The organism is Nocardioides sp. (assembly GCF_014360585.1).
Classification (GTDB): domain Bacteria; phylum Actinomycetota; class Actinomycetes; order Propionibacteriales; family Nocardioidaceae; genus Nocardioides.
Map to the genome: position 1 here is coordinate 1 of NZ_JACIXG010000068.1, position 24,110 is coordinate 24,110.

24 protein-coding genes are annotated in these 24,110 nt (G+C 68.8%); 6 read left to right on the forward strand and 18 right to left on the reverse strand.

Annotated elements, in window-relative coordinates; all coding sequences use genetic code 11:
* The 4 genes from H5T77_RS19195 to H5T77_RS19210 form a co-directional block, all read right to left on the reverse strand.
* The coding region (locus tag H5T77_RS19195; protein ID WP_292651956.1) for a DUF222 domain-containing protein at positions 1-1,025 on the reverse strand (1,025 nt) is incomplete at its 3' end.
* Between the two features lie 571 nt (positions 1,026-1,596).
* A complete protein-coding gene (locus tag H5T77_RS19200) occupies positions 1,597-1,974 on the reverse strand; it encodes a VOC family protein (protein ID WP_292651957.1) in 378 nt (125 codons plus the stop codon).
* A gap of 43 nt (positions 1,975-2,017) precedes the next feature.
* Positions 2,018-2,794 carry a hypothetical protein gene (locus tag H5T77_RS19205; RefSeq protein WP_292651958.1) on the reverse strand — a complete coding sequence of 259 codons (777 nt, stop codon included), beginning with the start codon at positions 2,792-2,794 and terminating at the stop codon, positions 2,018-2,020.
* Positions 2,795-2,906: 112 nt separating this feature from the next.
* Complete coding sequence (locus H5T77_RS19210; protein WP_292651959.1) at positions 2,907-4,478, reverse strand: class I adenylate-forming enzyme family protein; 1,572 nt, start codon at positions 4,476-4,478, stop codon at positions 2,907-2,909.
* A 163-nt stretch (positions 4,479-4,641) separates the two neighbouring features.
* Between H5T77_RS19210 and H5T77_RS19215 the strand changes: the two genes are divergently transcribed.
* Genes H5T77_RS19215 through H5T77_RS19230 form a run of 4 tightly spaced genes read left to right on the forward strand, consistent with a single transcriptional unit; the run spans position 4,642 to position 8,276 of the window.
* On the forward strand, positions 4,642-5,319 hold the full coding sequence (locus H5T77_RS19215) for a hypothetical protein (protein WP_292651960.1): 678 nt from the start codon (positions 4,642-4,644) through the stop codon (positions 5,317-5,319).
* Positions 5,320-5,325: 6 nt separating this feature from the next.
* Positions 5,326-6,582, forward strand: a complete 1,257-nt coding sequence (locus tag H5T77_RS19220) for an MFS transporter (RefSeq protein ID WP_292651961.1) — start codon at positions 5,326-5,328, stop codon at positions 6,580-6,582.
* Positions 6,579-7,595 (forward strand): TolB family protein, encoded by a 1,017-nt coding sequence (locus H5T77_RS19225; RefSeq protein ID WP_292651962.1) that lies wholly within the window; start codon positions 6,579-6,581, stop codon positions 7,593-7,595. The genes H5T77_RS19220 and H5T77_RS19225 overlap by 4 nt, the downstream gene beginning before the upstream one ends.
* Before the next feature lie 60 nt (positions 7,596-7,655).
* Positions 7,656-8,276, forward strand: a complete 621-nt coding sequence (locus tag H5T77_RS19230) for an acyltransferase (RefSeq protein ID WP_292651963.1) — start codon at positions 7,656-7,658, stop codon at positions 8,274-8,276.
* 12 nt (positions 8,277-8,288) lie between these two features.
* Here H5T77_RS19230 and H5T77_RS19235 read toward each other — a convergent pair whose 3' ends face one another.
* Complete coding sequence (locus tag H5T77_RS19235) at positions 8,289-8,966, reverse strand: LuxR C-terminal-related transcriptional regulator (RefSeq protein ID WP_292651964.1); 678 nt, start codon at positions 8,964-8,966, stop codon at positions 8,289-8,291.
* The gene (locus H5T77_RS19240) at positions 8,950-9,684 is read right to left on the reverse strand and encodes a sensor histidine kinase (RefSeq protein ID WP_292651966.1); all 735 of its coding nucleotides are present in this window, start codon (positions 9,682-9,684) and stop codon (positions 8,950-8,952) included. Before H5T77_RS19240 ends, H5T77_RS19235 begins: the two co-directional genes overlap by 17 nt.
* 247 nt (positions 9,685-9,931) lie before the next feature.
* Here H5T77_RS19240 and H5T77_RS19245 point away from each other — a divergent pair, with 247 nt between their 5' ends.
* On the forward strand, positions 9,932-11,020 hold the full coding sequence (locus tag H5T77_RS19245; protein WP_292651968.1) for an LCP family protein: 1,089 nt from the start codon (positions 9,932-9,934) through the stop codon (positions 11,018-11,020).
* A 517-nt stretch (positions 11,021-11,537) separates the two neighbouring features.
* On the opposite strand, the gene H5T77_RS19250 is transcribed toward H5T77_RS19245, so the two are convergent.
* The 5 genes from H5T77_RS19250 to H5T77_RS19270 form a co-directional block, all read right to left on the reverse strand.
* The gene (locus H5T77_RS19250; RefSeq protein WP_292651970.1) at positions 11,538-11,960 is read right to left on the reverse strand and encodes an HNH endonuclease signature motif containing protein; all 423 of its coding nucleotides are present in this window, start codon (positions 11,958-11,960) and stop codon (positions 11,538-11,540) included.
* A complete protein-coding gene (locus H5T77_RS19255) occupies positions 11,899-12,240 on the reverse strand; it encodes a hypothetical protein (protein ID WP_292651972.1) in 342 nt (113 codons plus the stop codon). The genes H5T77_RS19250 and H5T77_RS19255 overlap by 62 nt, the downstream gene beginning before the upstream one ends.
* 15 nt (positions 12,241-12,255) lie before the next feature.
* The gene (locus H5T77_RS19260) at positions 12,256-12,483 is read right to left on the reverse strand and encodes a hypothetical protein (RefSeq protein ID WP_292651974.1); all 228 of its coding nucleotides are present in this window, start codon (positions 12,481-12,483) and stop codon (positions 12,256-12,258) included.
* Between the two features lie 130 nt (positions 12,484-12,613).
* Entirely contained in the window at positions 12,614-13,531 is a 918-nt protein-coding gene (locus H5T77_RS19265; protein ID WP_292651976.1) for a protein kinase family protein, read from the reverse strand.
* Between the two features lie 84 nt (positions 13,532-13,615).
* Positions 13,616-15,271: an enoyl-CoA hydratase-related protein gene (locus H5T77_RS19270; RefSeq protein WP_292651977.1), complete on the reverse strand. Its 1,656-nt coding sequence runs from the start codon at positions 15,269-15,271 to the stop codon at positions 13,616-13,618.
* A gap of 234 nt (positions 15,272-15,505) precedes the next feature.
* Here H5T77_RS19270 and H5T77_RS19275 point away from each other — a divergent pair, with 234 nt between their 5' ends.
* A complete protein-coding gene (locus H5T77_RS19275) occupies positions 15,506-16,240 on the forward strand; it encodes a GTP pyrophosphokinase (protein ID WP_292651979.1) in 735 nt (244 codons plus the stop codon).
* A 24-nt stretch (positions 16,241-16,264) separates the two neighbouring features.
* Here the strand turns inward: H5T77_RS19275 and H5T77_RS19280 are convergent, their stop codons facing one another.
* The 7 genes from H5T77_RS19280 to H5T77_RS19310 are packed head-to-tail and all read right to left on the reverse strand — an operon-like array spanning position 16,265 to position 24,070.
* Positions 16,265-18,589, reverse strand: coding sequence for a PQQ-dependent sugar dehydrogenase (locus tag H5T77_RS19280; protein WP_292651981.1), 2,325 nt, complete (start codon positions 18,587-18,589; stop codon positions 16,265-16,267).
* A 30-nt stretch (positions 18,590-18,619) separates the two neighbouring features.
* On the reverse strand, positions 18,620-19,354 hold the full coding sequence (locus tag H5T77_RS19285; protein ID WP_292651984.1) for a hypothetical protein: 735 nt from the start codon (positions 19,352-19,354) through the stop codon (positions 18,620-18,622).
* 16 nt (positions 19,355-19,370) lie between these two features.
* On the reverse strand, positions 19,371-20,126 hold the full coding sequence (locus tag H5T77_RS19290; RefSeq protein ID WP_292651986.1) for an ABC transporter ATP-binding protein: 756 nt from the start codon (positions 20,124-20,126) through the stop codon (positions 19,371-19,373).
* Positions 20,119-20,868, reverse strand: coding sequence for an ABC transporter ATP-binding protein (locus H5T77_RS19295; RefSeq protein WP_292651988.1), 750 nt, complete (start codon positions 20,866-20,868; stop codon positions 20,119-20,121). The genes H5T77_RS19290 and H5T77_RS19295 overlap by 8 nt, the downstream gene beginning before the upstream one ends.
* Positions 20,865-21,884 carry a branched-chain amino acid ABC transporter permease gene (locus H5T77_RS19300; RefSeq protein WP_292651990.1) on the reverse strand — a complete coding sequence of 340 codons (1,020 nt, stop codon included), beginning with the start codon at positions 21,882-21,884 and terminating at the stop codon, positions 20,865-20,867. Before H5T77_RS19300 ends, H5T77_RS19295 begins: the two co-directional genes overlap by 4 nt.
* A gap of 55 nt (positions 21,885-21,939) precedes the next feature.
* A complete protein-coding gene (locus H5T77_RS19305) occupies positions 21,940-22,824 on the reverse strand; it encodes a branched-chain amino acid ABC transporter permease (RefSeq protein WP_292651991.1) in 885 nt (294 codons plus the stop codon).
* Between the two features lie 4 nt (positions 22,825-22,828).
* Positions 22,829-24,070, reverse strand: coding sequence for an amino acid ABC transporter substrate-binding protein (locus tag H5T77_RS19310; RefSeq protein ID WP_292651993.1), 1,242 nt, complete (start codon positions 24,068-24,070; stop codon positions 22,829-22,831).
* Between the last annotated feature and the right edge of the window lie 40 nt (positions 24,071-24,110).

Below are 24,110 nucleotides of genomic sequence, written 5' to 3' on the forward strand. Positions count from 1 at the left end.
GCCAGGCGGATGCTGCGGCCGAAGTCGAGGATCTCGGAGCCTGTGCCGAGTACGACGGGGATGAGGTCGGCGTTGCAGGCCATCCGGCGGGCCTCAGCGGCGCTGATCTGCTCGCCGTCGAACCCTAGGGCGGCGGTGCCGAGGTCGTTGCGGAGGTCCTCGACGCTCATGGTGATGAACACCGTCGTGGCGTGACCACCATGCCGAGGGAGCTGGTCGACGTCGTAGGTCTCGATGATCCGGGCGAAGGCCTGGCCCAGCAGCCGGTCATAGGGGGCTTTGCGGCCCCGGTCTTCTGCGGAGAGCTTCCGGGGCTGCGCCAACGAGTCCAGGATGGTGCGCAACCTCATGCCGACCGCGTTCGAGACGCGGGCGTGGATGTCCACGGTCCCGTCGCCGTTGGCGCGGGAGGTGAAGAACGTGCGGCGTTGGGCGCGTTCTTCTTCGCGCTGCAGCGCTTTGGCTTCGGCGGCCTCGAACCGTTCGGGGTCGACCTCGAACAAGATCCGCTTCCCGATGATCTCGAGCCTGGTCGCAGTCATCTCGGTGGCGTACTCCACCAGCAGCTTCTCCGCGAGCACCAGGTTCTCGGTGCTGGCTTCGGGGTCGGCCTCGACCGCCTCGAGCGCTTTGACGATCACCCGTGCTTTGTCGGGGGACACGACACCTTCAGCGAGGCCCGCGGCGACGAGCTCGTACCTCGCCAGCCCGGCGGCCAGTTTCACCTCGGCACGCCCGAGTTTCTTGTCGACCAAGAGCTCGGTCCGCATCCACCCTGAGACGTCTTTCGCGCCGGTCTCTTCGGCGATGTCACCCGAGACAGCGAGGACCCGGAGTCTCAGTGCGGCTTGTTTGGCCTGGATGATCTCCAGACGCTTCAACCGGTCCTTCTTCTCACCGGTGCGCCAATAGGCGGGGTCCCTGGTGAGCAGGTTGTCGAGGGAGGATTCGAGGGCGGCGAGCTCTGCGTCGATCGGGTCCTCGGGGTTGATTCCCCAGTGGTTGATCTCGGGTTCGAGACTCATCGCCGCCCCTCCTCTCCGGTGTGTGTTCAGAGGCGTGTTGTGATGGGTCTGATTCTACTCTTTCAGCCCGCGCGAATCTACTTATATGCGCAGGTCAGCCGCTGTTTTCGCGGTGAGCGAACGGCCTCATACCTGTGGATGGTAAGTGGCCCGAAGGGCCACCCTCCCGCTCCTTCAACATCATCCGTCCGAGGAATGAATGCGCTGCGCCACACCCGGGCCGCCGCCCCGATAGCCAGCCAAATCTTTTCTCGACATGGTCCGGTGTCAAGGATCGCCAAAGGCGACCGGCGAAGCCGGCGGCCGAAGGCCGTCCTTGACTCCGGGGCATGTCGAGAACACCCTCGAAGAAGGGTCGGCGGCCCACACCGGCCTTCGGGCGAAAGGTCTCCGGCAGGGAGGTCTCGACAGGCTCGACCACCGGGGACTGAGCGTTCCGGCAGGGAACTGTGTTGGTCTCGACACGCCTCCGCCTAGCGGCTCCGGCGGCTCGACCAGCGAGGGCGGTCTCTACAAGCTCGATCAGCGGGGCAGGAGGTCTCGACAAGCCCGAAAAGCGAGACCCCCGAGCTCACCCGATCCGCCCCCGCCGCCGATCAGTAGTGATGAGCTCGACATTGACCCCAGCAGCCCGCACGAAAGCGATCAGCTCATCGTCGAACATCTCCCCCGGCTGAAGAGGACTGAGCGTCCGAGCCCCAGCGACACCGAGCTCCACGAGAGCAGAGTCGAGATCAGAAGCCATGAAGGCCAGATGATGGAGGCCGTACGCATGCGGCCCGGGCGACAAAGGAGTGATGAGCTTGAGAGAGATCGAGTCGGCCTTCTCCAGGAAGACCCCGCGGACTCCGTGACGGGTGTTGACGACCGGGTCCGTGACGCGACAGTAGCCGAAGAGCCGCTCGAAAGCCTCGGCGGTGCGGAGCAGGTCGCGGACCTGGATACCCACATGGTCAAGTCGAAGGTCGGGCATGCTCGCCTCGCGTCGGAGCTCAGGCGACCGGGCTGTGGGCCGCGACGATCTTCAGCAGCTCGGCTGCGACAGCCGTCGAGCCCGCCTCGTTGAGATGGCCGCGGTCATAGGTCAGGTTCTCGTTGAGCACGTAGTAGGGACGGCCGTCCTGGCGGCGTTCCCCGGTGCCTTCCGCCTCGGCGGCGGCGATGTCGACGAGGCGCCCGGTGGCGGCGTACTTCTCCCGGATCATCGCGTTGTAGCGCTCCCGGGCGACGTTGTCGGCCGGTCCCATCTCGTCGTCACGGCCCACGGCCGCCTTGACCTTCGACCTCCAGTTCCGGTCGGCGGTGAGCGGCACGGTCGTGTAGAGGAGACGTACGTCGGGATGGGTTGCCTCGACCTCGGCCATCGTCGACACATAGGCGTCGAAGACCGCCTGCACGTCGGTGGCCGCGGTGATGTCGACGTAGCAGAGCTTCATCAGCGCCACGTCCACGTCCTCCCCGGCGGCGCCGTCCATCAGCTCCGTGAACGCGGCGAGCTTGCTGAGCGGATCCTCGTTCACCCCGATGTAGGCGTGCCGCAGCGTCGCGTCCTCGACCTCGCCCGCGCCGGCCCCACCAGCCACATCGGCCACACCGACACCGGACACGTCGGCGATGGCCGGCGCCGGCACCGCGGCGTCCGCGTACACCTTCGCGACCCCCTCGAGGATGTTCATCCCGACCGAGTTGTGCCCGAAGAGCACGGTGGTCTTCCCCGCGACCCGCAGCTCGGACTCGGACGGCTCTGCGACTGCGACCTGATCGTTCATCCCCGGGCTCCTCAGCAACCACGTTCCGGCCAGCGCGACCGCGAGCCCCAACACCCCTGCCCATACACCGACCAGCAATTTCACCGCCCCGGGCACTTCCCTACGCGCCATCTCAACCCACCTTGACACCTTCGCAGCCGGCATCGTCCGCGTCACCGAAGTCGTCGTCCTGCTCGCCGGCCGGCTCCTGCGCCAACCGCAGGCACATCGCGCGTACGTCGCGCTTGACGACCTTCCCGTTCACGTTGAGCGGCAGCGCGTCGACGAAGCGGACGACCTCGGGCACCATGTGCTTCGAGAGCCGTCGGCGACAGTGCGCGATCACGTCGGCGCCGCGCAGCGCCGACCCGCGCCGAACCACGATCGCCAGCTCGACCCGCTCACCGGCGGCATCGTCCGGGAGCCCGACCGCCGCGGCCGCCACCACTTCCAGCAGCTCGAGAGCAGCCGACTCGACCTCCTGGCTCGCGATCCGGTGCCCCCACGACTTGATGAAGTCCTCGGCCCGGTCGACCACGTAGATGTAGCCGTCCTCGTCGACCTTCGCCAGATCTCCGGTACGCAGCATCCCGCCGGGCATCTTGCGCGCCGTCGCCTCGGGGGCGTCGAGGTACCCGGGCGAGATGTTCGCGCCACTGGCCCAGATCTCGCCGACCTCGCCGGGACCAACCGGAATCCCGTCGCTGTCGAGCACTCGCAGATCCACTCCGGGAATCCCGCGGCCGATCGACCCTGGGTGCCGGGTGAGCTCATCGGGCGGGAGGTAGGAGAGCCGGGCGGTCGCCTCGGTCGCGCCGTACATCACGAAGATCTTCGCCTGCGGCTGCGCGTGCATCATCTGCTCGACCAGCGCAGGAGCCAGCCTGCCACCGGCCTGCTGCACGGTCCGCAGCGAGGGAAGCGCCGTGGTGCCGAAGGTGCTGTTGCGCAGCAGCATCCCGAAGGTCGAGGGCACCCCCGCGATGCCCGTGCAGCGCGCGGACACCATTCGGTCCACCACCGCCTGCGGGAAGACGATGTCCGGCTGGATCACCATCGCGGCGCCAGCGCGCAGATGGGTGTGCAGAAGCGAGAGCCCGAAGACGTAGGTGAACGGCAGCACGACCAGCATCCGGTCTTCCGGCGCGATGTCGAGGTAGCCGAGGATCGAGGTCGTGTTCGCCTGGATGTTGCGGTGGGTGATCCGCACCGCTCTGGGGTCGCCCGTGGTCCCGGAGGTGAACATGTAGAGCGCGTCGTGGTCCGGGTCGACCTCGACCGCCGAGGACGGGTCGACCGACGCCGATCGCGACTGCGGGATCAGCCGCTCCTTCCGCTCCACGACGAGCGGGACGCCCCCGGACAGGCTCAGCCGGAGTGGCTTGGCCTGGGCGCGCCCCACCAGCAGCGCGTCGGCGCCGACCCACCCCACTCGGGCCGCCGCCTCGTCGGTCGGCAGCGTGATGGGCAGCGGCACCACGACCAGACCCATCCGGAGCGCGGCGAGATAGGCCGAGACCCAGAACAGCCCGTTGGGCGCCATGATCCCGATCGGCGCGCCCGGAGACAGACCGAGCACCGAGAGCCGTCCGGCGAGCACGGAGACGCTGGCTCGCAGCTCTTCGAACGTGTATTCGCGACCCGCCTCTACGAGCGCGATCGAGTCCTCGGGCGCTAGCTCGAGAAGAAAGTCAGCGGTGTTCAACGTGGCCCGTCCCCCGGGTACTACGGCCGGGGCAGTTCCCGGCAACCGCAACGTCGCACGGCTCCCCTCCACGGACCGTGGCCGGTCCGACAGGCTGCCTGAAATTGAGTACGCAGCCCGCCCATCGGTCTCGACCGGGCTCCGCCGCGCGTCGACTGGTCTCGTGAACCTCAAGCGCCTTCTCCTCTTCGTGCTTCTCGGCGTGCTCGTCGGGATCACGATCTTCTGGGTGCCCGGGCGCTTCGCCGACTCTTCCCCCGTCGGCGACGACGGCGATGGCCCTGCGAGCGCCTCGGCTTCCCGGTCGGGCGCGCCAGAGGCCGGGACCGGCTCCGATCCGAGCGCCGGTTCGGGTTCGGGCCCGGGTCGGACGTCGCAGCCGGATCCCGAGCCTGCGACCGAGGCGCTGCCCAAGGCGGCCTCGCCCCAGACCGAGTCGGGTCTCCCCGGCCTCTCCCAGAAACCACCTACGAAGCCGGCGGCGCTGGTCGCGGAGCCGCTCCCGAAGCCGGCGGTCCGCAAGGACGCCCTGGTGGCCGGCTACCCGACCGCCCTGGCGCCACCGGCACGCACCACCGTCGAGATCTCCAGCGTCTCACCGACCAAGGGCGTGCTCCAGGTGGCGCTGACGGCGAGCTGCCGGCGGCCGTGCGACGTATTGCGTCACTTCCGGACCGGCCTCGCGCAGCACGGCTTCGAGGAGGTCACAACCATGTCGGTCGAGAACGGGCCCGCGATCTCGCTGCGTCGTGGCGAGGAGACCGTGAGCGTCACGGTCACCGACACCGGGCGCCGCGACGTCGACTTCAGCCTCTACTCCGTCCTCCACACGTTGGCCTGAGCGCCGGTGTATCTCTCACTCAGCGACCGTCCCAGCACGGATGTCGCGCCGCGGAGCGCCGGCGGTCGGGTCTCCCGGACGGTCGTCGTCCTCGGCATCGTCAGCCTGCTGACGGACATCTCCTCGGAGTCGGTCTCGGCGATCCTGCCGCTCTACCTGACCGCCGTCGTGGGGCTCTCGCCGGTGGCGTACGGGCTGATCGACGGGCTCTATCAGGGCGTCTCCTCGCTGGTGCGGATCGCGGCCGGGTGGGTCGCCGACCGCACCGACCGCCCGCAGCCGGTGGCGCTGGCGGGCTATACGCTGAGCGCGGTCGCCCGGCTCGGGCTGATCTTCGCCGGCGGCTTCGGCACGATCTCGGCCGCGATCTCGCTCGACCGGGTCGGCAAGGGCGTACGCACCGCTCCGCGGGATGCGATGATCGCCGCCTCCAGCGACCCAGCACGCCTCGGCCGCAGCTTCGGCGTCCATCGGGCCCTCGACACGATCGGGGCTACGCTCGGGCCGCTGCTGGCTTTCGTGATCCTGTGGCGGATCGCCGACGGCTACGACACCGTCCTGGTCGTCTCGCTCGGCTTCGCGGTGCTCGGGGTCGCCACGATGGTGTGCTTCGTGCCGTTCCGCACCGGAGCCCGAACCCCGCTGGTCGAGCCTGGCGAGCGCCAGCGAGCCAGTGTCGAGACCAACACAGTCCGCGGGCGCTCCACGTTGAACCCGCGGTTCCTCCGCCTGACCGGTGTGTCCGGCGTGCTCGCCCTGCTCACCGTCGGCGACGGATTCGTCTACCTGGCGCTGCTGGAGACCGGCGGTTTCGCGGTCCAGTGGTTCCCCGTTCTCTACGTCGGGACCAACCTCGCCTATCTGGCCCTCGCCGTCCCGATGGGCCGCTTCGCCGACCGCGCCGGGCGCGCGAAGGTCCTCGTGCTCGGCCACCTTCCGCTCGCCGCCGCCTACCTGTGCGCCGCGACCGGGTCCGGAGCGCTGTGGACGACGTTCGCCGCAGTGCTCCTCCTCGGCGTCTTCTACGCCGCCACCGACGGCACCCTGGCCGCCGTGGCGGGACAGCTGGTCCCCGCGACCGTACGAGCCAGCGGCATCGCCACCGCCCAGACCGCCGTCGCGCTGGCTCGGCTCGTCGCCGCGACCGGCTTCGGTCTGCTCTGGTACGCCGTCGGCCCCCGCGTCGCGATGCTCGCCGTCTGCGCGGTGCTGCTCGCCGCGATACCGGCCGGGCTCGCCGTGCTCCGAGGAGGGCGGCCATGACGTGGCGGACCACTGCATTCGGTGCCGTCGTCGTGCTGGTCACGGCCGGGATGACGGCGTACGCGCTCTCCGCGATCGCCGAGAACGACCGGCGTACGTCCACGGCGACCGCCGCCACGACGACCACCCTGGCGCAGGTCGAGAAGGGGCCCCGGATCGTCTTCCGCCACACCGGGCGCGACGCCGAGTACGGGCACGTCGGCGCCGTGACCCTGGCCGACCCTGGCGGCCCTCGAGCGCTGACCGACCTGAGCTGCGACCGGGTCTACGCCCAAGCCCGATCGGTCTCCTGCCTGAGGACCGAGCGCGGCGTGGTGAGCCGCTACCGGGCGATCGACCTGGCGATCTCGACCTCGGGGCAGGCATGGCGGGAGGTCGACGAGACCGACCTGCCCGGGCTGCCCAGCCGCACCCGGCTCTCGCCGGACGGGCGGCTGGTCTCCACGACGGTGTTCGTCAACGGCGACTCCTACCTGGCCAGCGGGTTCTCGACGCGCACCGCCATCCGCCGGGTCGGCGGAGCGAGCTACGGGGACCTGGAGAGTTTCAAACTGGTCGTCGACGGCCACCGGGTCGCCCCGGTCGACCGCAACATCTGGGGCATCACCTTCACCGACGACGGCCGCACCTTCTACGCCACCGTCGCCACCGGCGGACGGACCTACCTGGTTCGTGGCGACCTCGCCGAGCGCTCGCTGACCACCGTCGCCGACCACGTCGAGTGCCCCTCGCTCTCCCCGGACGGCACCCGGATCGCGTTCAAGGAGGCGGACGAGAGCGGCACCCGGTGGACACCGGCGGTCCTCGACCTCGCCACCGGCCGGCGCACCGTGCTCGCCGGCGAGGTCCACAGCATCGACGACCAGATCGAGTGGCTCGACGACGACACCGTCCTCTACGGCCTGGCTCGCCAGGGCGAGCCGGTCAGCGATGTGTGGGCCCTCGACACCTCGACCACCGCCACCCCTCGCGTACTGGTCCCGGAGGCGTCCTCGCCCGCGGTCCTACGCTGAATCGGGTACGCCGCCCCCGGGCCTGACCCGCAGGCCACCCGGTCCCGGTTTCCTGACGGTATGACCATCGAGGAAGCCGACGTGGAGCCCTGGATCGAACCCAGCGCGGACGTCGACGACCGTGCGGTTATCGGCGCCGGAACCCTCGTCTGGCACCTGGCCCAGGTGCGCGAGCACGCGCGGATCGGCAGCGAGTGCGTGATCGGTCGGGGAGCGTACGTCGGCCCCGGGGTCGTGGTGGGTGACCGCTGCAAGGTCCAGAACCATGCGCTGGTCTACGAGCCGGCGGTGCTCGAGGACGGTGCGTTCGTCGGGCCGGCGGTGGTGTTCACGAACGACCATCTCCCTCGCGCCGTCAACCCGGACGGCACCCTCAAGGACGGCGACGACTGGGAGGCCGTGGGCGTGACGGTACGCACCGGAGCCAGCATCGGCGCGCGCGCCGTCTGCGTCGCTCCAGTCACGATCGGCGCCTGGGCGATGGTCGCGGCCGGCGCCGTGGTCACCCGCGACGTACCGGACCACGCACTCGTCGTCGGCGTGCCCGCCCGGCAGGTCGGGTGGGTCGGGCACGCCGGTGCGCCGTTGGTCGCCGAGGGAGATGCCTGGCGCTGCCCGACGACCGGCCGGCTCTACATCCTGCGCGGGACGAGCGAGCACGAGGGCCTCGTCGCACGCTGACGCGAGAAAACGTCAGGCGGCCCGCCACTCGGCCTTGTGGGCGATGCTGATCGCGGCGATCTGCGAGGAGACCCCGAGCTTGGCGAGGATCGACTTCACCTGAGTGCGCACCGTCGTCTCGGAGACGACCCGGACCTTGGCGATCTCGCCGACCGTCGAGCCGTTCATCAGGTGCTCGAGCACCTGCGACTCCCGCGGGGAGAGCTCGGCGAGCCGGCGACGGAACTCCATCATCTCCTTCTCCTGCCCCGCCCACGCCCTGATCCAGCGCTCACGGTCGTCGACGTCGAGCACGCTGAGACCGTAGTTGAGCCTGCGTACGGTGCCCATGATCTCGCCCAAGGGCACCGTCTTGGACAGCACCGTCCGGGCCCCGGCGTGCAGCGCATGACCCCAGCGGGCCTCCTCGGTCGAGCTGGTCACCACGACGACGTCGGCACCCGACCTGGCGAGCGGGGCGATGAGGCGTACGCCGGAGCCGTGCTGTCCGAGATCGAGGTCGAGCAGCACGATGCGCGGCTGCGAGCGCATGATCAGCGACGTGAGCCTGGCCTCCGACCGCGGCTCATCCGGAAGCTCGACGCGGTGGGCGTCGTATCCCTCGAAGGTGAGCGCCAGCTGGAGCGACTCGGCGAAGAGGGTGTGGTCATCGACGAGGACGACCTTCAGACGTTTACGTGGCGAAACCACGGCGGCCTCCCTGGCCCGAGGCGCGCTCGTCGGCCCCGTCGTCAGCGCGGCCGAGCAGCGGGATACCGATGACGAACGTGGTGCGCTCGCCGGATTCGGAGAGCTCGAGGTAGCCGCCCTGCCGCTCCATGAGGTCGCGCGCGACGTGGAGGCCGATGCCGTGGCCGGTGGAGTCCGGTCCGCTCACGCCCCAGACGAAGATCCGCCTGCGGAGCTCCGGCGCGACCCCCGGCCCATCGTCGGTCACGGCGATCTCGACGGAGGTGCTCGGGCGATCCGCCGCACGCACCTCGATCCGGACCGGTCCGCTCCCGTGGGTCGCGGCGTTGTCGAGAAGCACGTTGAGCGCTTCGGTCAGCTGGTCCGAGTCACCGAGTGCGAGCATCCGGCTGGGGCGCCACTCGACCTCCGTCCCCTTCGCCTCGTGAGCCAGGACAATGGTGCCCACGACGGCGTCGAGGTCGATCACCTCAGCGACCTCGTCCTCCTGCCCGCTGCCCCGCAGCGTCGCCGTCTCCGAGCTGGCGAGCTCCTGCTGCTTCCGGACCATCCGCTCGAGCCGTTCCAGCTCGCTCTGCGCCATCTGCGCCAGCGCGGCTCGCCGCTCGCCGTCGACCCCGCCGGGCGCGTTCAGCAGCGCGGTCGCGGCCCGGATCCCGGCCAGCGCAGAGGCAACCTCGTGCAGCCGGGCGCGCTCGTCCCGACCGACTCGTGACATCGACAAAACACTCCCCTGAAGACTCTCGAGCTGCGCCCTCCCAGACACAGCCAGACAGGTGAAACATGTGCGGACCTCGAGAACCGACATGAACAGCCGCCCATTGGCAATGGACCCTACTGACCCGAACCCCTGGACGTATTGCTTACCTATTTTTGATTACCGGCCGTTACCGACTGTTGCCTGAAATTGAGGAACCGTGAGGAGTTGGGCCCCACAATCGGGCGATGCCGGTTCCCCTGTTCGGATGGCCATGCTCGATCACCCGCCCGTGCCGCCGCAGCAGGAACCTGCGGGCAGGACCGCACCCGGGTGGCGTCGGCGTGCCCGCAAGCCGCTGATCGGGTTGCTGGTGTGCCTGCTCCTGCTCTGCGCCGCAGCGCTGGCCGGCACCCTGTGGCTCCGGGCGAAGGTGGAGGGAAACATCCAGCGGTTACCCGATACCTTCACCGGGCTCACCGATCGGCCCGCCAAGCCCACCTCCGGGCCGGCCGCGGACGCGATCAACGTCCTGGTCCTCGGCACCGACGCCCGGTCCGACGCTCCCACGACCGGCGCCGAAGCACCCGGTTGGAAGCCGGGGCAGGCGCGTTCGGACACGATGATGCTCGTCCATCTCGACGGCGACCGCCGCTCCGCCTCGGTGATCTCGATCCCCCGCGACTCCTGGGTCGACATCCCCGGCCACGGCAAGGGCAAGGTCAACTGGGCCTACTCCTTGGGCGGCCCCAACCTCACCGTCGAGACCGTCGAGAAGATGACCGACGTACGCATCGACCATCTCGCGATCGTCGACTGGGACGGCTTCCAGGCGCTCACCGACGCCATCGGCGGCGTCGACATCGACATCCCGAAGACCGTCTACGACTCGGCCCGCGGCGTCCGCTGGGAGGCCGGCCGCCACCACCTCGACGGCGAGCAGGCTCTCCTCTACGTCCGCCAGCGCTACGGCCTCCAGGACGGCGACCTCGACCGCGTCGCCCGCCAGCAGGCCTTCCTCCGTACGCTGCTCAAGCAGACGCTCGAGCAGGAGCTGCGCAAGGACCCGGAGCAGGCCCTCGACCTCCTCACCCTCTTCTCGAAGCACGCCTCCGTCGACGACGACTGGTCGACGACCCAGATGGCCAGGCTCGCCGCCTCCCTCCGCAACCTCCGCACCGACGACATCAGCTACCTCACCGTCCCCACCGACGGCACCGGCATGGTCGGCGACCAGTCAGTCGTACGCCTCGACCCCTCCCGCGACCGCGACCTCTGGCGCGCCGTCCGCGAGGATCGGATGGCTGAGTGGGCCGAGGACAACCAAGACCTGATGACGCCTGACGTAGTTCGCTGAGGCGCTGCGGCGAAATCGGTCCGCTCCGGGGGACTCTGAAGATGGTCATACTGGGTTGGCGGTCCTTGACACCGTGACCCGTCGAGAATTTTGGCTGGCTATCGGGTCGGCGGCGGGGTTTGGCGCAGCGGATTCAGTTGGGCACGGGCTTGGGAGTCATGGCCGGTGTGCTGCTGAGCGAAGGCCCCGGCGGGTCGGTGCCTACGCCAGTGGGCGACACCTTGTGAATCGATCACAAGCCGCCTGATCCGGCGGACGACTCGTGGGGCAAGGGTTTGTCCCCACGCGCTGGGGACGTCAGGGCCCGACGGGCGGCCAGGGTCCGAGGAGTTGTAGCCGCGGCGGTCGATGACAGGAGGGCGCGCGTCATGTTCCCGTGCATGGGGTCGACGAGATCGGAACCGTTGACGCCATGCCGCACAAGCCACGCCTAGCGGTCAAGCAGCCCTCTTGGCCTAGGGGCAGGCGAAGGTGCCCGAACGGGTGAGCCTTGGTAGGTCAATCACACCCCGCCGGTCTAGGACCGGCGAGTGAACCGAACCGTGCCGTCGGGCAACCGCTCATGAACATAGGCAGGGTTGTGCGCCAGACGATGGTGATGCGGACAGAGCAGGACCCCGTCCTTCAGGTCCGTCTTCCCGCCCGCAGCCCAGGCTTTGAAATGGTGGGCATCGCACCACTCGGGAGGCATGTCACAGCCTTCGGCTTGGCAGCACTTCTGCTGCAACCGCAGTGCTTTGCGCTGGATCGGCACGAAGACCCTGCTGGCCCGGCCGACGTCGAGACCCTCGCTGTCGCCGCCGAGGACCCAGGGGATGATGGTGGCGTTGCACGCCATCCTCCGGGCCTCAGCGGCGGTGATCGTGGTCCCGTTGGTCTCATCGAACCCCAACGTGGCGGTACCGAGCTCTTTGCGGAGCTCCTCGAGCGAGATGACCACGTTGATGACGGTGGCGTCGCCTGCCGACGATCCGCAGTTCCTTGGCCGTGAACTGGGTGGCGTACTCCACCAGCAGCTTCTCAGCCAAGACCAGATGCTCGGCGGTGGCCAACGGGTCGGCCTCGACCCTGTCGAGGGCCTTGGAGATCACCCGGGCCTTCGCCTCGGAGACGACACCCTCGGCGAGGCCGGCAGCAACCAACTCATACTTCGCCACCGCACTGGCGAGCTTGATCTGCGACCGCGCGACACCTTTGTCGACCAGCAGCTCGGCCCGCATCCAGGCGGAGGCGTCCTAGTCGCCAGTCTCTTCCGCGATGTCACCCGAGACGGCGAGCACTCGCAGCGTCAACGCGGCCTGCTGGGCTTGGAGCTTCTCCACCTTCGCGAGGTAGTCCTTCTTCTGGCTGGTGCGCCAGTAGGTCGGGTCCATCGCGAGGAGCTCTTGGAGGGAGGTTTCGATGGCAGCAAGAGCCGACTCGATGAGGTCTCCAGGGCTGGTGCCCCAGTGGTCGATGCTCATGGCTGTCACCTCCCTTCAAAGGCGTGTCGTAGTACCTCTTATTCTACTCCGACCAGGGCTTCTTGAACACCTATCTGTGCAGTTCAAACCAACTTTTCGCGGTGATCGAACGACGTCAGACTTGTGGACGCTAAGTGGCCCGAAGGGCACCCCTGCCACCCCACCAACACCACCGTTCCCAGGAACGAATGCGCTGCGCCACACCCGGGCCGCCGCCCCGATAGCCAGCCAGATCTTTTCCGAGGGGGCCCGGTGTCAAGGACCGCGTAGCGGCCGGCGTAGCCGGCGGCCGAAGGCCGTCCTTGACTCCGGGGTTCCTCGGGAAGACCCTCGAAGTCGGGTCGGCGGCCCGGCCCGGCCTTCGGGCGAAAGGTTTCCGGCAGGGAGGTCTCGACATGCTCGACCACCGGGGCTGGTCATTCCGGTAAGGAACTGTGTTGGTCTCGACACGCCTCCGCCTAGCGGCTCCGGCGGCTCGACCAGCGGGGCGGGGCTCGACAAGCACGACCAGCGGGAGTGGGTCTCGACCGGCCAGCACCTCGATCGAGCGCCGCTGGAGCGCGGCCCGGTCCGCCGGCGAGGCGGCGAAGAGCCAGCTGTCGCCGAAGCTGTAGGGCATCACGTCCGGCGGGACCACCCCCTCGACCCGCTCCATCAGGAAGAACGGGGTCCCCAGGACCGAGCCGCTCATCTCGGCGAGCCCGACCTCCGGCACCGGCACCGCGGACAGCGACCCGGCCAGGCGCATCGCGTCGTACTGCGCCTGCAGGTCATAGGTCGCGAAGACGGGGATGTCCTGCGGGCGAGGCGCAACCCGTAGGACGTACGCCTTCGTCCCCCTGACCCCACCCTCGGTCGAGGTGACATCGAGCAGGACCGTCTCGCTGGAGAGCCCGTTGGCGTCGATCCCACCGAGGAGCGCGACCGAGGGGTCGGCGCCGGGCGGGAGCGCCGTGGCCAGCCACCGCTCCAGCTTCGCGCCGAGCGCCGCAGGGTCGCGACCCGATCGCTGGAAGGTCATGTCGGGCGGTGGGGGCGCCTGGGTCACGTGCTCCTCCTAGAGGCGTGTGAGTCAGATCACACGCCTCTAGGTTGGTAGAACGCGTTCTATTTTGTCAACGGTGACCGAGGCCTAGAACTTGATCTTGGCCGGCGTCTCGGTGGGCGCAGCCTTGCTGACGAACGCCTTCCGCTTCGCGGCAAACCCGTACCTGTCGTCGAAGATGTCCCGTGCCATCTCGGCCAGCTCGATGCTCTGGTAGTAGGACATCGGCATCGCCTGGGCACGGCGTGCATCCCGGGCCGCCAGGGCCGAGTCGTACGCCTCCGGCTCGATGGAACGCTGCGCGAGGTCGCGCAGCCAGCCGTCGAACTCGGCCGCGTCGCGCGGGCCGAGGTCACTGACCATGCCGATGCGCGCCGCCTCCGTCGCCGAGATCGGCAGCTTCGCACCGAGCAGCTGGTCGGCGAGCTCGTCGCCGACCCGGCTCGGCAGCCCCCAGGTGTGCAGCTCGGAACCGAAGATGCCCATGTCGTAGTAGGGGTTCAGCACGACACCCCCGCGCGCCACCGTGATGTCTGCACAGAGGCCAGCCATCACGCCGCCGGCGCCCGCATTGGCGGTGAACGCGGCGATGGTCAGCTGCTCAGCCTCGGCGATCGCCAGACAGAGCTCGTCGATGGCGCGGATGTTGTCCCACGCCTCTGCCGCCGGGTCCTGCGCCGCCTCGATCACGCCGAGGTGGATGCCGTTGGAGAAGGCATGCTCGGTGCCGCGTACGACCAGGGCCTTGGTGTCCTCGACGAGCGCCTTGCGGACAGCATCAGTGAGCCGTCGGCACTGCTGGGTGTGCATCGCGCCGCTGTAGGAGCGGATGGTGAGGAAGCCGACGTCTCCGTCGCGCTCATAGGTCGCCTCGGCCAGCGCCTCGGGCATCTCCCGGAAGGGCGCGTGCTGGACATCGAGCACCCAGGCCGCCGGGAGCTTGGGGCCACGCTTCTTCTCGAGCGTCGCGGCGTAGCCGACCCACAGGGTGCCCTCGCCGGTGGCGAACGCGACCGCATCGGTGTCGACACCGACCACCGTGCCGGGCTTCACGTCGCCGTGCTGGTCGGGAGTCGTGGCGGCGTCGAAGAGGCAGTACGTCTTGCCGTCGACGGTCGCGGGAGCGCCCGGAGCACCGTCGGCCGCGGCGATCCGCCGGGCGATCTCGGTGGCCGGCGCAGACCAGTCGATCTCGAAGGCCTTGCGGCGCAGCAGCGGCAGCTCGCCCGTGCCCTCCACCTCTGCCGGCCACTCCTCGGCAGGCTTCGGCGCCTCCCCCGCCGCCACCATCCGGAGGACCTCCGCGACACAGTCCATCGCGGCGTCGGCCACCGGGCCGTTGTAGAGCGCGCTCTTCGCGATCGGGACCTCAGGCATCTCGAAGGTCCTGGTCGCCCAGACCGGGCCGGCGTCCATCTCCTCGACGGCAGACAGCGCGGTCACACCCCAGCGGTCGCGACCGTCGAGCGTCGCGTGGTCGAGCGAGGACGGGCCGCGGTCGCCGAGCGGACCCGGGTGGATCACGACGGTCGGGTAGCGGTCCCAGACCTGCTCCGGCACCCGGTGCTTGAGGAACGGGCACAGGATCAGGTCGGGCCCGATCGCATCGACCGCCTCCACCAGGGAAGGATCATCGTGGACCGGGGCCAGCAGGACACCGACCTCATGGCCGGACTCCTTCAGATCGCACCAGACCCGTTGGGTCAGGCCGTTGTACGCGGAGACGAGCAGCAGAATACGCATGTGGGGGAGTGTCCTTCTTCGTAGGTAGCCCGAACAGACCTCTTATCCCCCGAGGGGTATTTATCCCCCGAGGGGTGTCACTGTATCGCAGCGCACCCGGCCGAGTGCACGTCGACGTCAAGAAGAGGGACGGAAAACCCTGATGCACGTCAAAGTGCTCGCCCGGCCCGGCGCCGGGCGCCGCGCCGGTGCCTTGCCGCCGCCTGCAAGGATGGCTCTGTCAGGAGGGGGAGCATGACGACAGTCGACCCGATCAGCGGGAGACACGGCACGATAGCAACGGTCCGGTCGGTTCCCGACCCCGCCGGTGGCCACAACCTGATCACCGGGCTGGTCGACCTCGTCGAGGCGAGCGGCGACGAGATGGCGCGTGAGCTGGCCAAGTTCCGGATGCGCTACAAGTTCGCGATCGACGAGGTCTCGACCAAGATCGCGATCCTGCGCGAGGAGTTCGAGCACGCCCACGACCACAGCCCGATCGAGCACGTACGCACCCGGCTCAAGTCGCCCGACAGCCTGCTCGCCAAGGCGCGCAAGATCGGCTGCCCGCTCACCCTCGACGCCGTCGAGCAGCACATCCGCGACATCGCCGGGATCCGGGTGGTGTGCCCGTTCGTCTCCGACGTCTACTGGATCATGGAGATGCTGAGCAGCCAGTCCGACGTCGACGTCATCGAGGTCGAGGACTACATCGCCGAGCCCAAGGCCAACGGCTACCGCAGCCTCCACCTGATCATCAAGGTGCCGGTCTACCTCTCCGACCGCGCGGTGGATGTGCCGGTCGAGCTGCAGATCCGCACCATCGCGATGGACTTCTGGGCCAGCGTCGAGCACTCGATCTACTACAAGTACGACGGCACCGTCCCCACCTCGCTGCGCGACGAGCTCGGCGCCGCGGCCCGCACCGCGGCAGACCTCGACGCCACCATGGCCAGGCTCCGCAACGAGGTCCACGGCCCGGTTCGATGAACCGGGCCGCGGGCCCCGACGGGATCAGCGGCCGTTGACGAACCGCTGATACTGGGCTCGCGCCTCGTCCGGCGTGATCGCCCGGTCGAGGAACATCAGCGAGTCCATCCGGCAGTTGCAGGGGTTCCGCTCGACGGTGTCCTGCGGGAAGGATCCGCCGACCTTGATGCCTCGCGGCAACGTGTCGGAGGTGCCGGTACCGTCGACCTGCCACGGGTCACCGGCGGAGGTGTAGAACCCCTCGACGGCCTTGCCGTTGCGGTAGAGCGCCATCTTGCCCGTGGTGTAGTCGAACGTCGCCGCCAGGTGCACCCACTGACCTCGTGGCAGCAGGGTCTGCCAGTCCGCCGACGCGGCGAAGGTCTGCGAGGCCCCCTGGTCGAGCCGGCGTCCGAGCGCGACCAGGCGCAGCGTGCCGTTGACGTTGATGAGCTCGAGCAGGGCGCGTACGCCGTGACCGTCGGAGTTGCCCGAGAGCACCCCGGCCAGTCCGATGGCATTGAACCGGTCGTTCGGGTCGGCGGTCACCGAGTTGAGCGCGGGCCCGTCCATGTCGACCTTGAACCAGCCGGCCACGGTGATCTGCTCGGCTCCCGCGAACGGCGCCAACGACGCGACCCCGTTCTGGTTCCATGACCCTGCCTTCCAGTCGTCGTTGCCGTTGACCTCCGGGGCGACCTGCTGGGTCTGCAGGGCGTTGTTGCTGGTCCGGTAGGCCGAGTCGGTGACCTGCATGTCGTTGCCGCCGTTGACCTGGTTGAGCAGCGTCCGCGAGAAGCCCTGGTCCTCCTCACGCGATCCCGGAGCGAACGGGTGCTCGAAGTCGTAGTAGCTGACCAGGTTCTCCCGCATCGACGGGACGACCTCGCTCGGCCAGGGCCGATGCACCGTGTTGACGACCTTCCAGATCTTCCCGTTGGCCTTGGCCAGCAGGTAGAGATTGCGGTCGGAGTCGGTGCCGAAGCGCAGGTCGACCCGCGGATGGTCGACGAAGTCCTGCATGGAGAGCCGCTTGCCGGAGGTGTCGAAGAGCTGCATCTGGTGCAGGGTCGCCTCCTCGCTGCTGCCGCGGCGCATCTGCCGGGAGTCGGTCCAGTAGACCTCGCCGTTGACCAGGTCCCCGAAGACGTACTTCCCCTTCAGGTCGCCCAACCCGCCGCGGTAGACGACACCGCCGCTGACGGCATGGCCGCTGTCGGACCGGCAGGAGTAGTTGGCCGGCGGGTCGTGGTCGAAGGAGGCCACCGGAAGGGTGAAGCCGGACATGTCGTAGTCGTCGGGGACGGTGTAGAGGGCGCACTCGTCGGCGTTGTCGTAGAGCAGCCGGCCCTCGATCTCGCTCCAGCCGAGGTTGTCCCCGGCACGTACGTCGTAGACGCCCTCGATCGCGTGCTGGCCGATGTGACCGAGCAGGAGGGTGCCCTTCTCGACATCCCAGGAGAACCGGTGCGGGTCGCGCATGCCGTACGCCCAGATCTCACCGATCACGCCCTCGCGGTCGACGAACGGGTTGCTGTCCGGGACCCCGTACGCCCCGTTGCGACCATCGCGGGCGAGCGGGTCGATCCGCAGGATCTTGCCGAACGGGTTGGCCAGGTTCTGCGGGTCGTCGCTGCGGACGCCGTTGCCGCCGTCGCCCGAGGCGATGTAGAGCAACCCGTAGTCCTCGTCGCCGGGCTCGGCGGTCGAGTTGAAGTCGATCTGCTGGATGGCGTGGATCTGGCCGGCGAAGTCGATCCGCATCACCTCACGGCTGGTGCCCTCGAAGGTGTCGGCCGCCGGGTCGGTGGCGTCCCACTCGGTGACGACGCTGACCGTGCGGCCGGAGCCGGGGTTGGTCTGGGACGGGAAGGTCGGCGTCTTGGCGAAGGCGCCGAAACGCTCGGTGTGGGTGGTGTAGAAGAGCCCGTTCGTCTCGAACTCGGGGTGGAACGTGATGAACCCGGCGCCACTGCCGAGGCCGGCACCGGACCAGAAGTCGACGAAGTGGTCCCGAAGGTTGAGGTACTCGTGCTGCTGTCCGTCCTCGAGCAGATACATCGGCCCGTTGAGGTCGGGGACGTACATCCGGCCCGACCCGTCGGGGACCTCGCCGATGAAGTTGATCCGGTTGTGGCGGACCAGGCGCTGGTCGGTGGGGGCGGGGTGAGGCTCGGTCTTGGGGAGCTGGGCGACCTCTTCGAGGACGAGGCCGAGGCTGCTGCGTACGGGCTGTTCGGGGATGGGGTCGGGGACGGGTTCGCTGCCGGGGATGGCGGCGTTGGCGGAACTGGTAGAGAGCGTGGGGGTGAGCAGAGCGGCGAGCATGGCGCCCGCCGCGAGACCGCCCCATAGACGTGAGGTTCCCATGGGTGTGTTCTCTCCTTACCGAGGTGCGCTTCAGCGATGACGCAGGCCCGCGACGGTCACGTCACGGATGCGCCCGAAGTTGTCGAAGGAACCGAAGCCGAACCGGCCTCCGGCGAAGGTGGTGTCGGTGGCGGTCATCCGGGGCTCGTCGGCACCGTCGAGATAGACCGCGATCGCACCCGTGCGGGCGTTGTAGTCGAGGCGTACGTCGTGCCAGTCGGCGTCGGTGATCGACGGCTCGGCACCGACGGTGCCGTTCCACTGGTGGTCGATCCGCAGCCGATCGGCGTCGTTGACCACGAAGATGCCGTTGTGGGGATAGATGGTGTTGTCGGTCGAGAGGTGGGCGTAGTAGAAGCGCGTCGGGGACTGGTAGTTCCAGACCAGGATCACGTCGCGGTTGGTGACCTCGACGGCCTCGTCGATGCGCACCTCGGCACGGTAGGTCAGCGAGCCGAGCTCGGGACCCTTGGTCGCCACGGCGTACTCGAACGGGCGCCGCGGGCCGGGCTGTGCCGTCCCCGGCTCGGTCAGGATCACCTGGCCGTCCTCGAAGGCCCATTTCTCCTCGGTCACCGGGTCCCAGTCGGCGAGGCTGGCCTTGGGTTTGACCACGGCGAGGCCGGGCCCTTCGGGTGTCTGTGTATGTGTCTGGGCCTGGGCTCCGGCGAGCGGAGCGGCCAGAGCCACTGCGAGGGCGATCGCGCCGGCGCGTACGCCTCGCCCCACCATTCGGTTCAGCGTCGATCTTCTGTTCCATCTCATGGTGCTTTCCCTTCCCCTAATCGGGACCGTCGGTCCCTGCTGAGGTTGTTGCGGCTCCCCCGAGATAGAGCTCCGCCATCCGCGGATCGGCGAGCAGGTCGGCAGCGGTCCCGGCGATGTGCACCTTCCCCAGATCGAGTACGCACCCCAGGTCTGCCGACTCCAGGGCCCGCCGGGCGTTCTGCTCGACGAGCAGGACCGCCAGACCGGCGTCCCGCATTCGTACGACCTGCTCGAAAACGGTCGCCGTGGTCTTCGGGTCCAAGCCCATGCTGGGCTCGTCGAGCAGCACGACCTTCGGGCTCACCATCAGCGAGCGGGCGAACTCGACCTGCTTCTGCTGGCCGCCCGAGAGCGCGCCGGCGAGGTTGTTCCACCGCTCGGCGACGACCGGGAAGAGGGACTTCACGAAGTCGGTCCGCTCCTGGATCGCGGCCTCGTCGCGCACCGTGTAGGCGCCCAGCCCGACGTTCTCCGCGACGGTCATCTCCCTGAAGACGGAGTGGCCCTGGAGGACGTGGGCCATGCCCGCGCGGAGCATCTGCTGCGGCCCGTTGCGGGTGACGTCGACACCGTCGACGGTGATGGTCCCCGAGCGTGGGGTCAGCATGCCGCTGGCGACCTTGAGCACGGTGGACTTGCCGGCTCCGTTCGGCCCCACCAGACAGACGATCTGACCTGCGGGAACGATGACGGTGAGGCCTCGCAGCACCAGGGCCGCACGACCGTAGCCGGCCTCGATGTCGCGGAGCTCGAGAAGAGGTTCAGACACCAAGGTAGGCCTCCAGGACTCGTGGGTCGTTCTGCACGTCCGCCGGCGCACCGGAGGCGATCGGGCGGCCGCGGTCGAAGACCACGACATGGTCGGAGAGGCTCATCACCAGCTCCATGTTGTGCTCGACGATGACGAAGGTGCGCCCTTCGGCGTTGAGCTCGCGCACGAGCGTGGCGATCCGGCCGATCAGCGCCGGGTTCACGCCGCCCGCGGGCTCGTCGAGCATGATCGTGTCGGGCTCGGCCATCAGCACCCCGGCGAGCTCGAGCAGCTTCTGCTGCCCGTAGGAGATGTCGCGGGCCTCGCTGCGCTCGAGGTGCTCGATGCCGACCCGGGCCAGAAGCTCCCGCGCCCGGGCGATGTCGTCGGGGTTGTGCGCCCCTCGCAGCCGGTGGACCAGGCCCGTGGACCGGACTCCGGCCAGTACGTTGTCGAGGACCGTCATCCGCGGGAAGATCCGGCACAGCTGGAAGCTGCGCCCGAGCCCGGCACGTGCGATCCGGTGAGGTGCGTGACCGGTCACGTCCCGGCCCTGGTAGGTCACGGTCCCCGAGTCGGGCCGGATCATCCCGGTCACACAGTTGAAGAACGTGGTCTTGCCCGACCCGTTCGGGCCGATCAGGGCGTTGATCTTGCCTTCGTGGAAGCTGACCGTGGCGTTGTCCACGGCGCGTACGCCGCCGAAGGCCTTGGTCAGGTTCTGGGTCGCCAGGCTGTGCTTGATCGGATCGGAACTCATGACTTCGCCTCCTCGAGCGCCTTGCGCTCCTCGGCCAGCTGGGCGGCATCGACCTCGCGGATCGAGGTGTCGCCAGGGCGGAACCGGTCGAACTGCGCGGTCACCCAGGGGATGACCCCGTCGGGCATGAAGAGCACGACCAGAGCGAGCAGCAGGCCGAGAGCGACCAGGTGCAGCTGGGTGTCGCCGTACTGCGTCTTGAAGAACTCGACCGCATATCCCACGATCACCGCTCCGACGACCGGACCGAGCAGGCTGCGTACGCCGCCGAGCAGCGACATCAGCACCAGATAGGAGCCGGTCAGGATCGAGAACTGGAAGATCGGGTCGAGCGAGCCGAACCAGAGGGCGTACATCCCCCCGGCCATCGCGGTCATGAACGCCGAGACGACGAATACGACCAGCTTGTAGGCGAACGTGGGCACGCCCAGCGCCTGGGCCTTGTCCTCGTCCTCCCGGATCGCCTTGAGCCCGGTGCCGAGCCGGGACCGGTCGATCACCCACCACAGCACGAGGGCGACCAGGGTCAGCGCCACGAACAGGTAGAAGAACCGCTCGTGCTGCTCGGGCCGGAGTACGTCGGTGCCGAACGGCCGCGGCACCCGCAGCCCGTTCGACCCGCCGGTCACATCGGACCAGCTCTGCGCGACCAGCAGGAGGATGAGCACGAGCGCGATCGAGACGATCACGAACGACGCGCCCCGGACCCGCAGCGACGCGATCCCGATAGGCACCGCGGCCACGCCCACGAGCACGGCCGCGACGATCATCGACACCCACGGGTTCACGCCGGCCTCGGTGACCAGCAGCGCGGTGCCGTAGCCACCCAGCCCGGAGTAGGCGGCATGTCCCAGCGAGATGTAGCCGGTCATCCCGCCGACGAAGTTCCAGGCCACCGCGAGCGCGGCGTAGCTGGCGATCACCACCCCCACCGACAGGATGAACGGGTCCGGAGCGAGGGCCGGGAAGGCGAGTACGAGGCCCAGCGCGACAGCGGCCGCGACGAGCTTGGCCACCAGGACGGAGCGGCCCGAAGACGTACGGCCTTCTTGGTGTGTCGCAGTCTTGTGTCTAGAAGCGCTGAGCAAGGCGACCTCCGAAGAATCCCTGGGGGCGGAACATGAGGGTGGCGAAGAGGGCGAGGTAGAAGACCGTCTGCGCCCAGGTGGTGCCCATCGGGATCTGCAGCAGGCTCTGGGTCACCCCGAGGAGGATCGCCGCGATCGCGGCGCCAGGGATGCTTCCCAGGCCGCCGATCACGATGATCGCCATCAGCGGTCCGATCCAGTGCCAGTGCAGCGAGGGATAGATGGTGGCGTCGAGCGCGAGCGCGGTGCCACCGACCGCCGCGGTCGCCAGGCCGAGCCCGAATCCGAAACCGGCGATCCGGTCGGTGTCGATGCCGAGCAGCTGGGCGGCCTCACGATGCTGGATCGTCGCGCGCAGCGCCTGGCCGAAGCGGGTCTTCTTGAGCAGCAGATAGAGCGCCAGGAGCGAGACCGCGGCCAGCCCGAAGGCGACCAGCTTGACCACCGCGATCCGTGCTCCCCACAGCTCCAGGCTCGCGCTTGAGTAGCCGAGCTGGATCCGCCGCTGGGTGCCGGAGAAGAGGTAGCCGAGGCCGCCCTCGATGATCAACGCGATCGCGAAGGTCAGCAGCACCGACATCATCGTCAGCGTCGCCGGCCGCAGCCGGGAGAGCAGCGCACGCTGCATCCCGTAGCCGGCGGCGAAGAAGAGCGGCACGGTGATGACCAGCGAGAGCAGCGGGTCGAGCCCGGTCTGCGCGGTGAAGAACCAAGCCAGGTACGCAGCCAGGATCAGGAACGCGGAGTGGGCGATCATCACGACCCGCATGACGCCGAAGTAGAGCGTCAGGCCGGCGGCGAGCAGGGCGTAGAGGCCTCCGAGCAGCAGCCCCAGGATCAGACTCTGCAGAAGGAGTGGACCTGACATCTGATCACCAAGCCGGCTTCGGGAAGACGAACTCGGCCTCGGCCTGGTCCTCAGGCAGGACGATCTTGATCTCGCCGTCCACCCACTGCTGGATCATGTGGGCGCTCTGCGGGCGACCCTTGTCGTCCCAGCTCAGCGGCCCTACGACGGTCTCGACCTCGTTCTCGTGCAACCAGTCGATCAGCTTGGACTGGCACTCGGGGTCGGGCTCGGCGCATTCGACCGCCTCGACCGCCGCCGCGACGACCTGGCCGGTGGTCCAGGCGTTGGCCTCGTCCTCACCGGGTGCCTCGCCGTGCTTCTCCTCGTAGAACTTCACGAACTCCTGATTCTCGGGGTAGGCCGCCTTCGTCGTGTAGCCGGTCGGCGCGATGATGCCCTGCGTCTTGTCGCCGATCGCCTTGGCGAACTCGGTCTCGGTCGGCGCGGTCGAGAACGCGGCCAGCTTGGGCTGGTAGTTGAGCTGCTGCAGCGCGACGATCAGGTTGACGCCGTCTTGGTACTGGCTGCCACCCACGACCATGTCGGCCTTGCTGTCGGCGATCTTGGCGGCGATGCCGCTGAAGTCGGTCGTGTTGGGCGGATAGACCTCGTCCGCGACGGTCTTCACGCCGCCCTCCTCCAGCGCGTCCTTGAGCCCGTAGGCGGTGCCCTGGGCGAACGGGTCGTCCATGGAGGCGTACGCCGCGGTCTTGGGCCGCTCGTTCTCCGGCATCGCCAGGATGTGCTCGGCGAGGAGCTTGTAGTGGTCGTTCGCGACGGCAGGCGCGGCGTAGAAGAGGTTGTCGAAGCCCTCCTCGAAGACCTCTGGCGCCGCGCCGGCAGGCTCGACGAAGAGGAAGCCGTAGTCCTGGGCGACCTGGGCGGCCGGGATCACCAGGCGGGTGGAGAACGGCCCGACGACGAGATCGACCTGCTCCTGGTTGATCAGCTTCTCGTAGTCGGCGGCGACACGCTCGGCGCTGGACTGGTCGTCGAGCATCTCCAGTCGTACGTCGCGACCGAGCAGGCCGCCGTTGGCGTTGACGTATTCGGCCCAGGCCTCGTATCCGCGCTGGATGCCCTTGCCGGGCTCGCTGAAGTCGCCGGTCAGGGGCAGCGAGATGCCGATCACGATCTCGTCGTCGCCGCCTCCTTCCTCGGCGGCGCCACAGGCGGCGAGGGTGGAGGCGAGAGTCACGGCCGCTGCTGCAGCCAGGGTTGCTCTGGACCGCTTGCTCGCGGTGGGGGTCTTCGTGAAGCGCATCTGCGGGTCTCCTCTACGAAAGCGCTTACGTAAGCGTTTA

Coding starts and splice junctions, on each gene's coding strand:
- H5T77_RS19275 (WP_292651979.1), top strand. CDS start 15,506: ATGACGACAGTCGACCCGATCAGCGGGAGACACGGCACGATAGCAACG.
- H5T77_RS19225 (WP_292651962.1), top strand. CDS start 6,579: ATGACGTGGCGGACCACTGCATTCGGTGCCGTCGTCGTGCTGGTCACG.
- H5T77_RS19270 (WP_292651977.1), bottom strand. CDS start 15,271: ATGCGTATTCTGCTGCTCGTCTCCGCGTACAACGGCCTGACCCAACGG.
- H5T77_RS19260 (WP_292651974.1), bottom strand. CDS start 12,483: ATGAGCATCGACCACTGGGGCACCAGCCCTGGAGACCTCATCGAGTCG.
- H5T77_RS19240 (WP_292651966.1), bottom strand. CDS start 9,684: ATGTCACGAGTCGGTCGGGACGAGCGCGCCCGGCTGCACGAGGTTGCC.
- H5T77_RS19230 (WP_292651963.1), top strand. CDS start 7,656: ATGACCATCGAGGAAGCCGACGTGGAGCCCTGGATCGAACCCAGCGCG.
- H5T77_RS19255 (WP_292651972.1), bottom strand. CDS start 12,240: ATGCGGGCCGAGCTGCTGGTCGACAAAGGTGTCGCGCGGTCGCAGATC.
- H5T77_RS19310 (WP_292651993.1), bottom strand. CDS start 24,070: ATGCGCTTCACGAAGACCCCCACCGCGAGCAAGCGGTCCAGAGCAACC.
- H5T77_RS19205 (WP_292651958.1), bottom strand. CDS start 2,794: ATGAACGATCAGGTCGCAGTCGCAGAGCCGTCCGAGTCCGAGCTGCGG.
- H5T77_RS19280 (WP_292651981.1), bottom strand. CDS start 18,589: ATGGGAACCTCACGTCTATGGGGCGGTCTCGCGGCGGGCGCCATGCTC.
- H5T77_RS19245 (WP_292651968.1), top strand. CDS start 9,932: ATGGCCATGCTCGATCACCCGCCCGTGCCGCCGCAGCAGGAACCTGCG.
- H5T77_RS19305 (WP_292651991.1), bottom strand. CDS start 22,824: ATGTCAGGTCCACTCCTTCTGCAGAGTCTGATCCTGGGGCTGCTGCTC.
- H5T77_RS19285 (WP_292651984.1), bottom strand. CDS start 19,354: ATGAGATGGAACAGAAGATCGACGCTGAACCGAATGGTGGGGCGAGGC.
- H5T77_RS19295 (WP_292651988.1), bottom strand. CDS start 20,868: ATGAGTTCCGATCCGATCAAGCACAGCCTGGCGACCCAGAACCTGACC.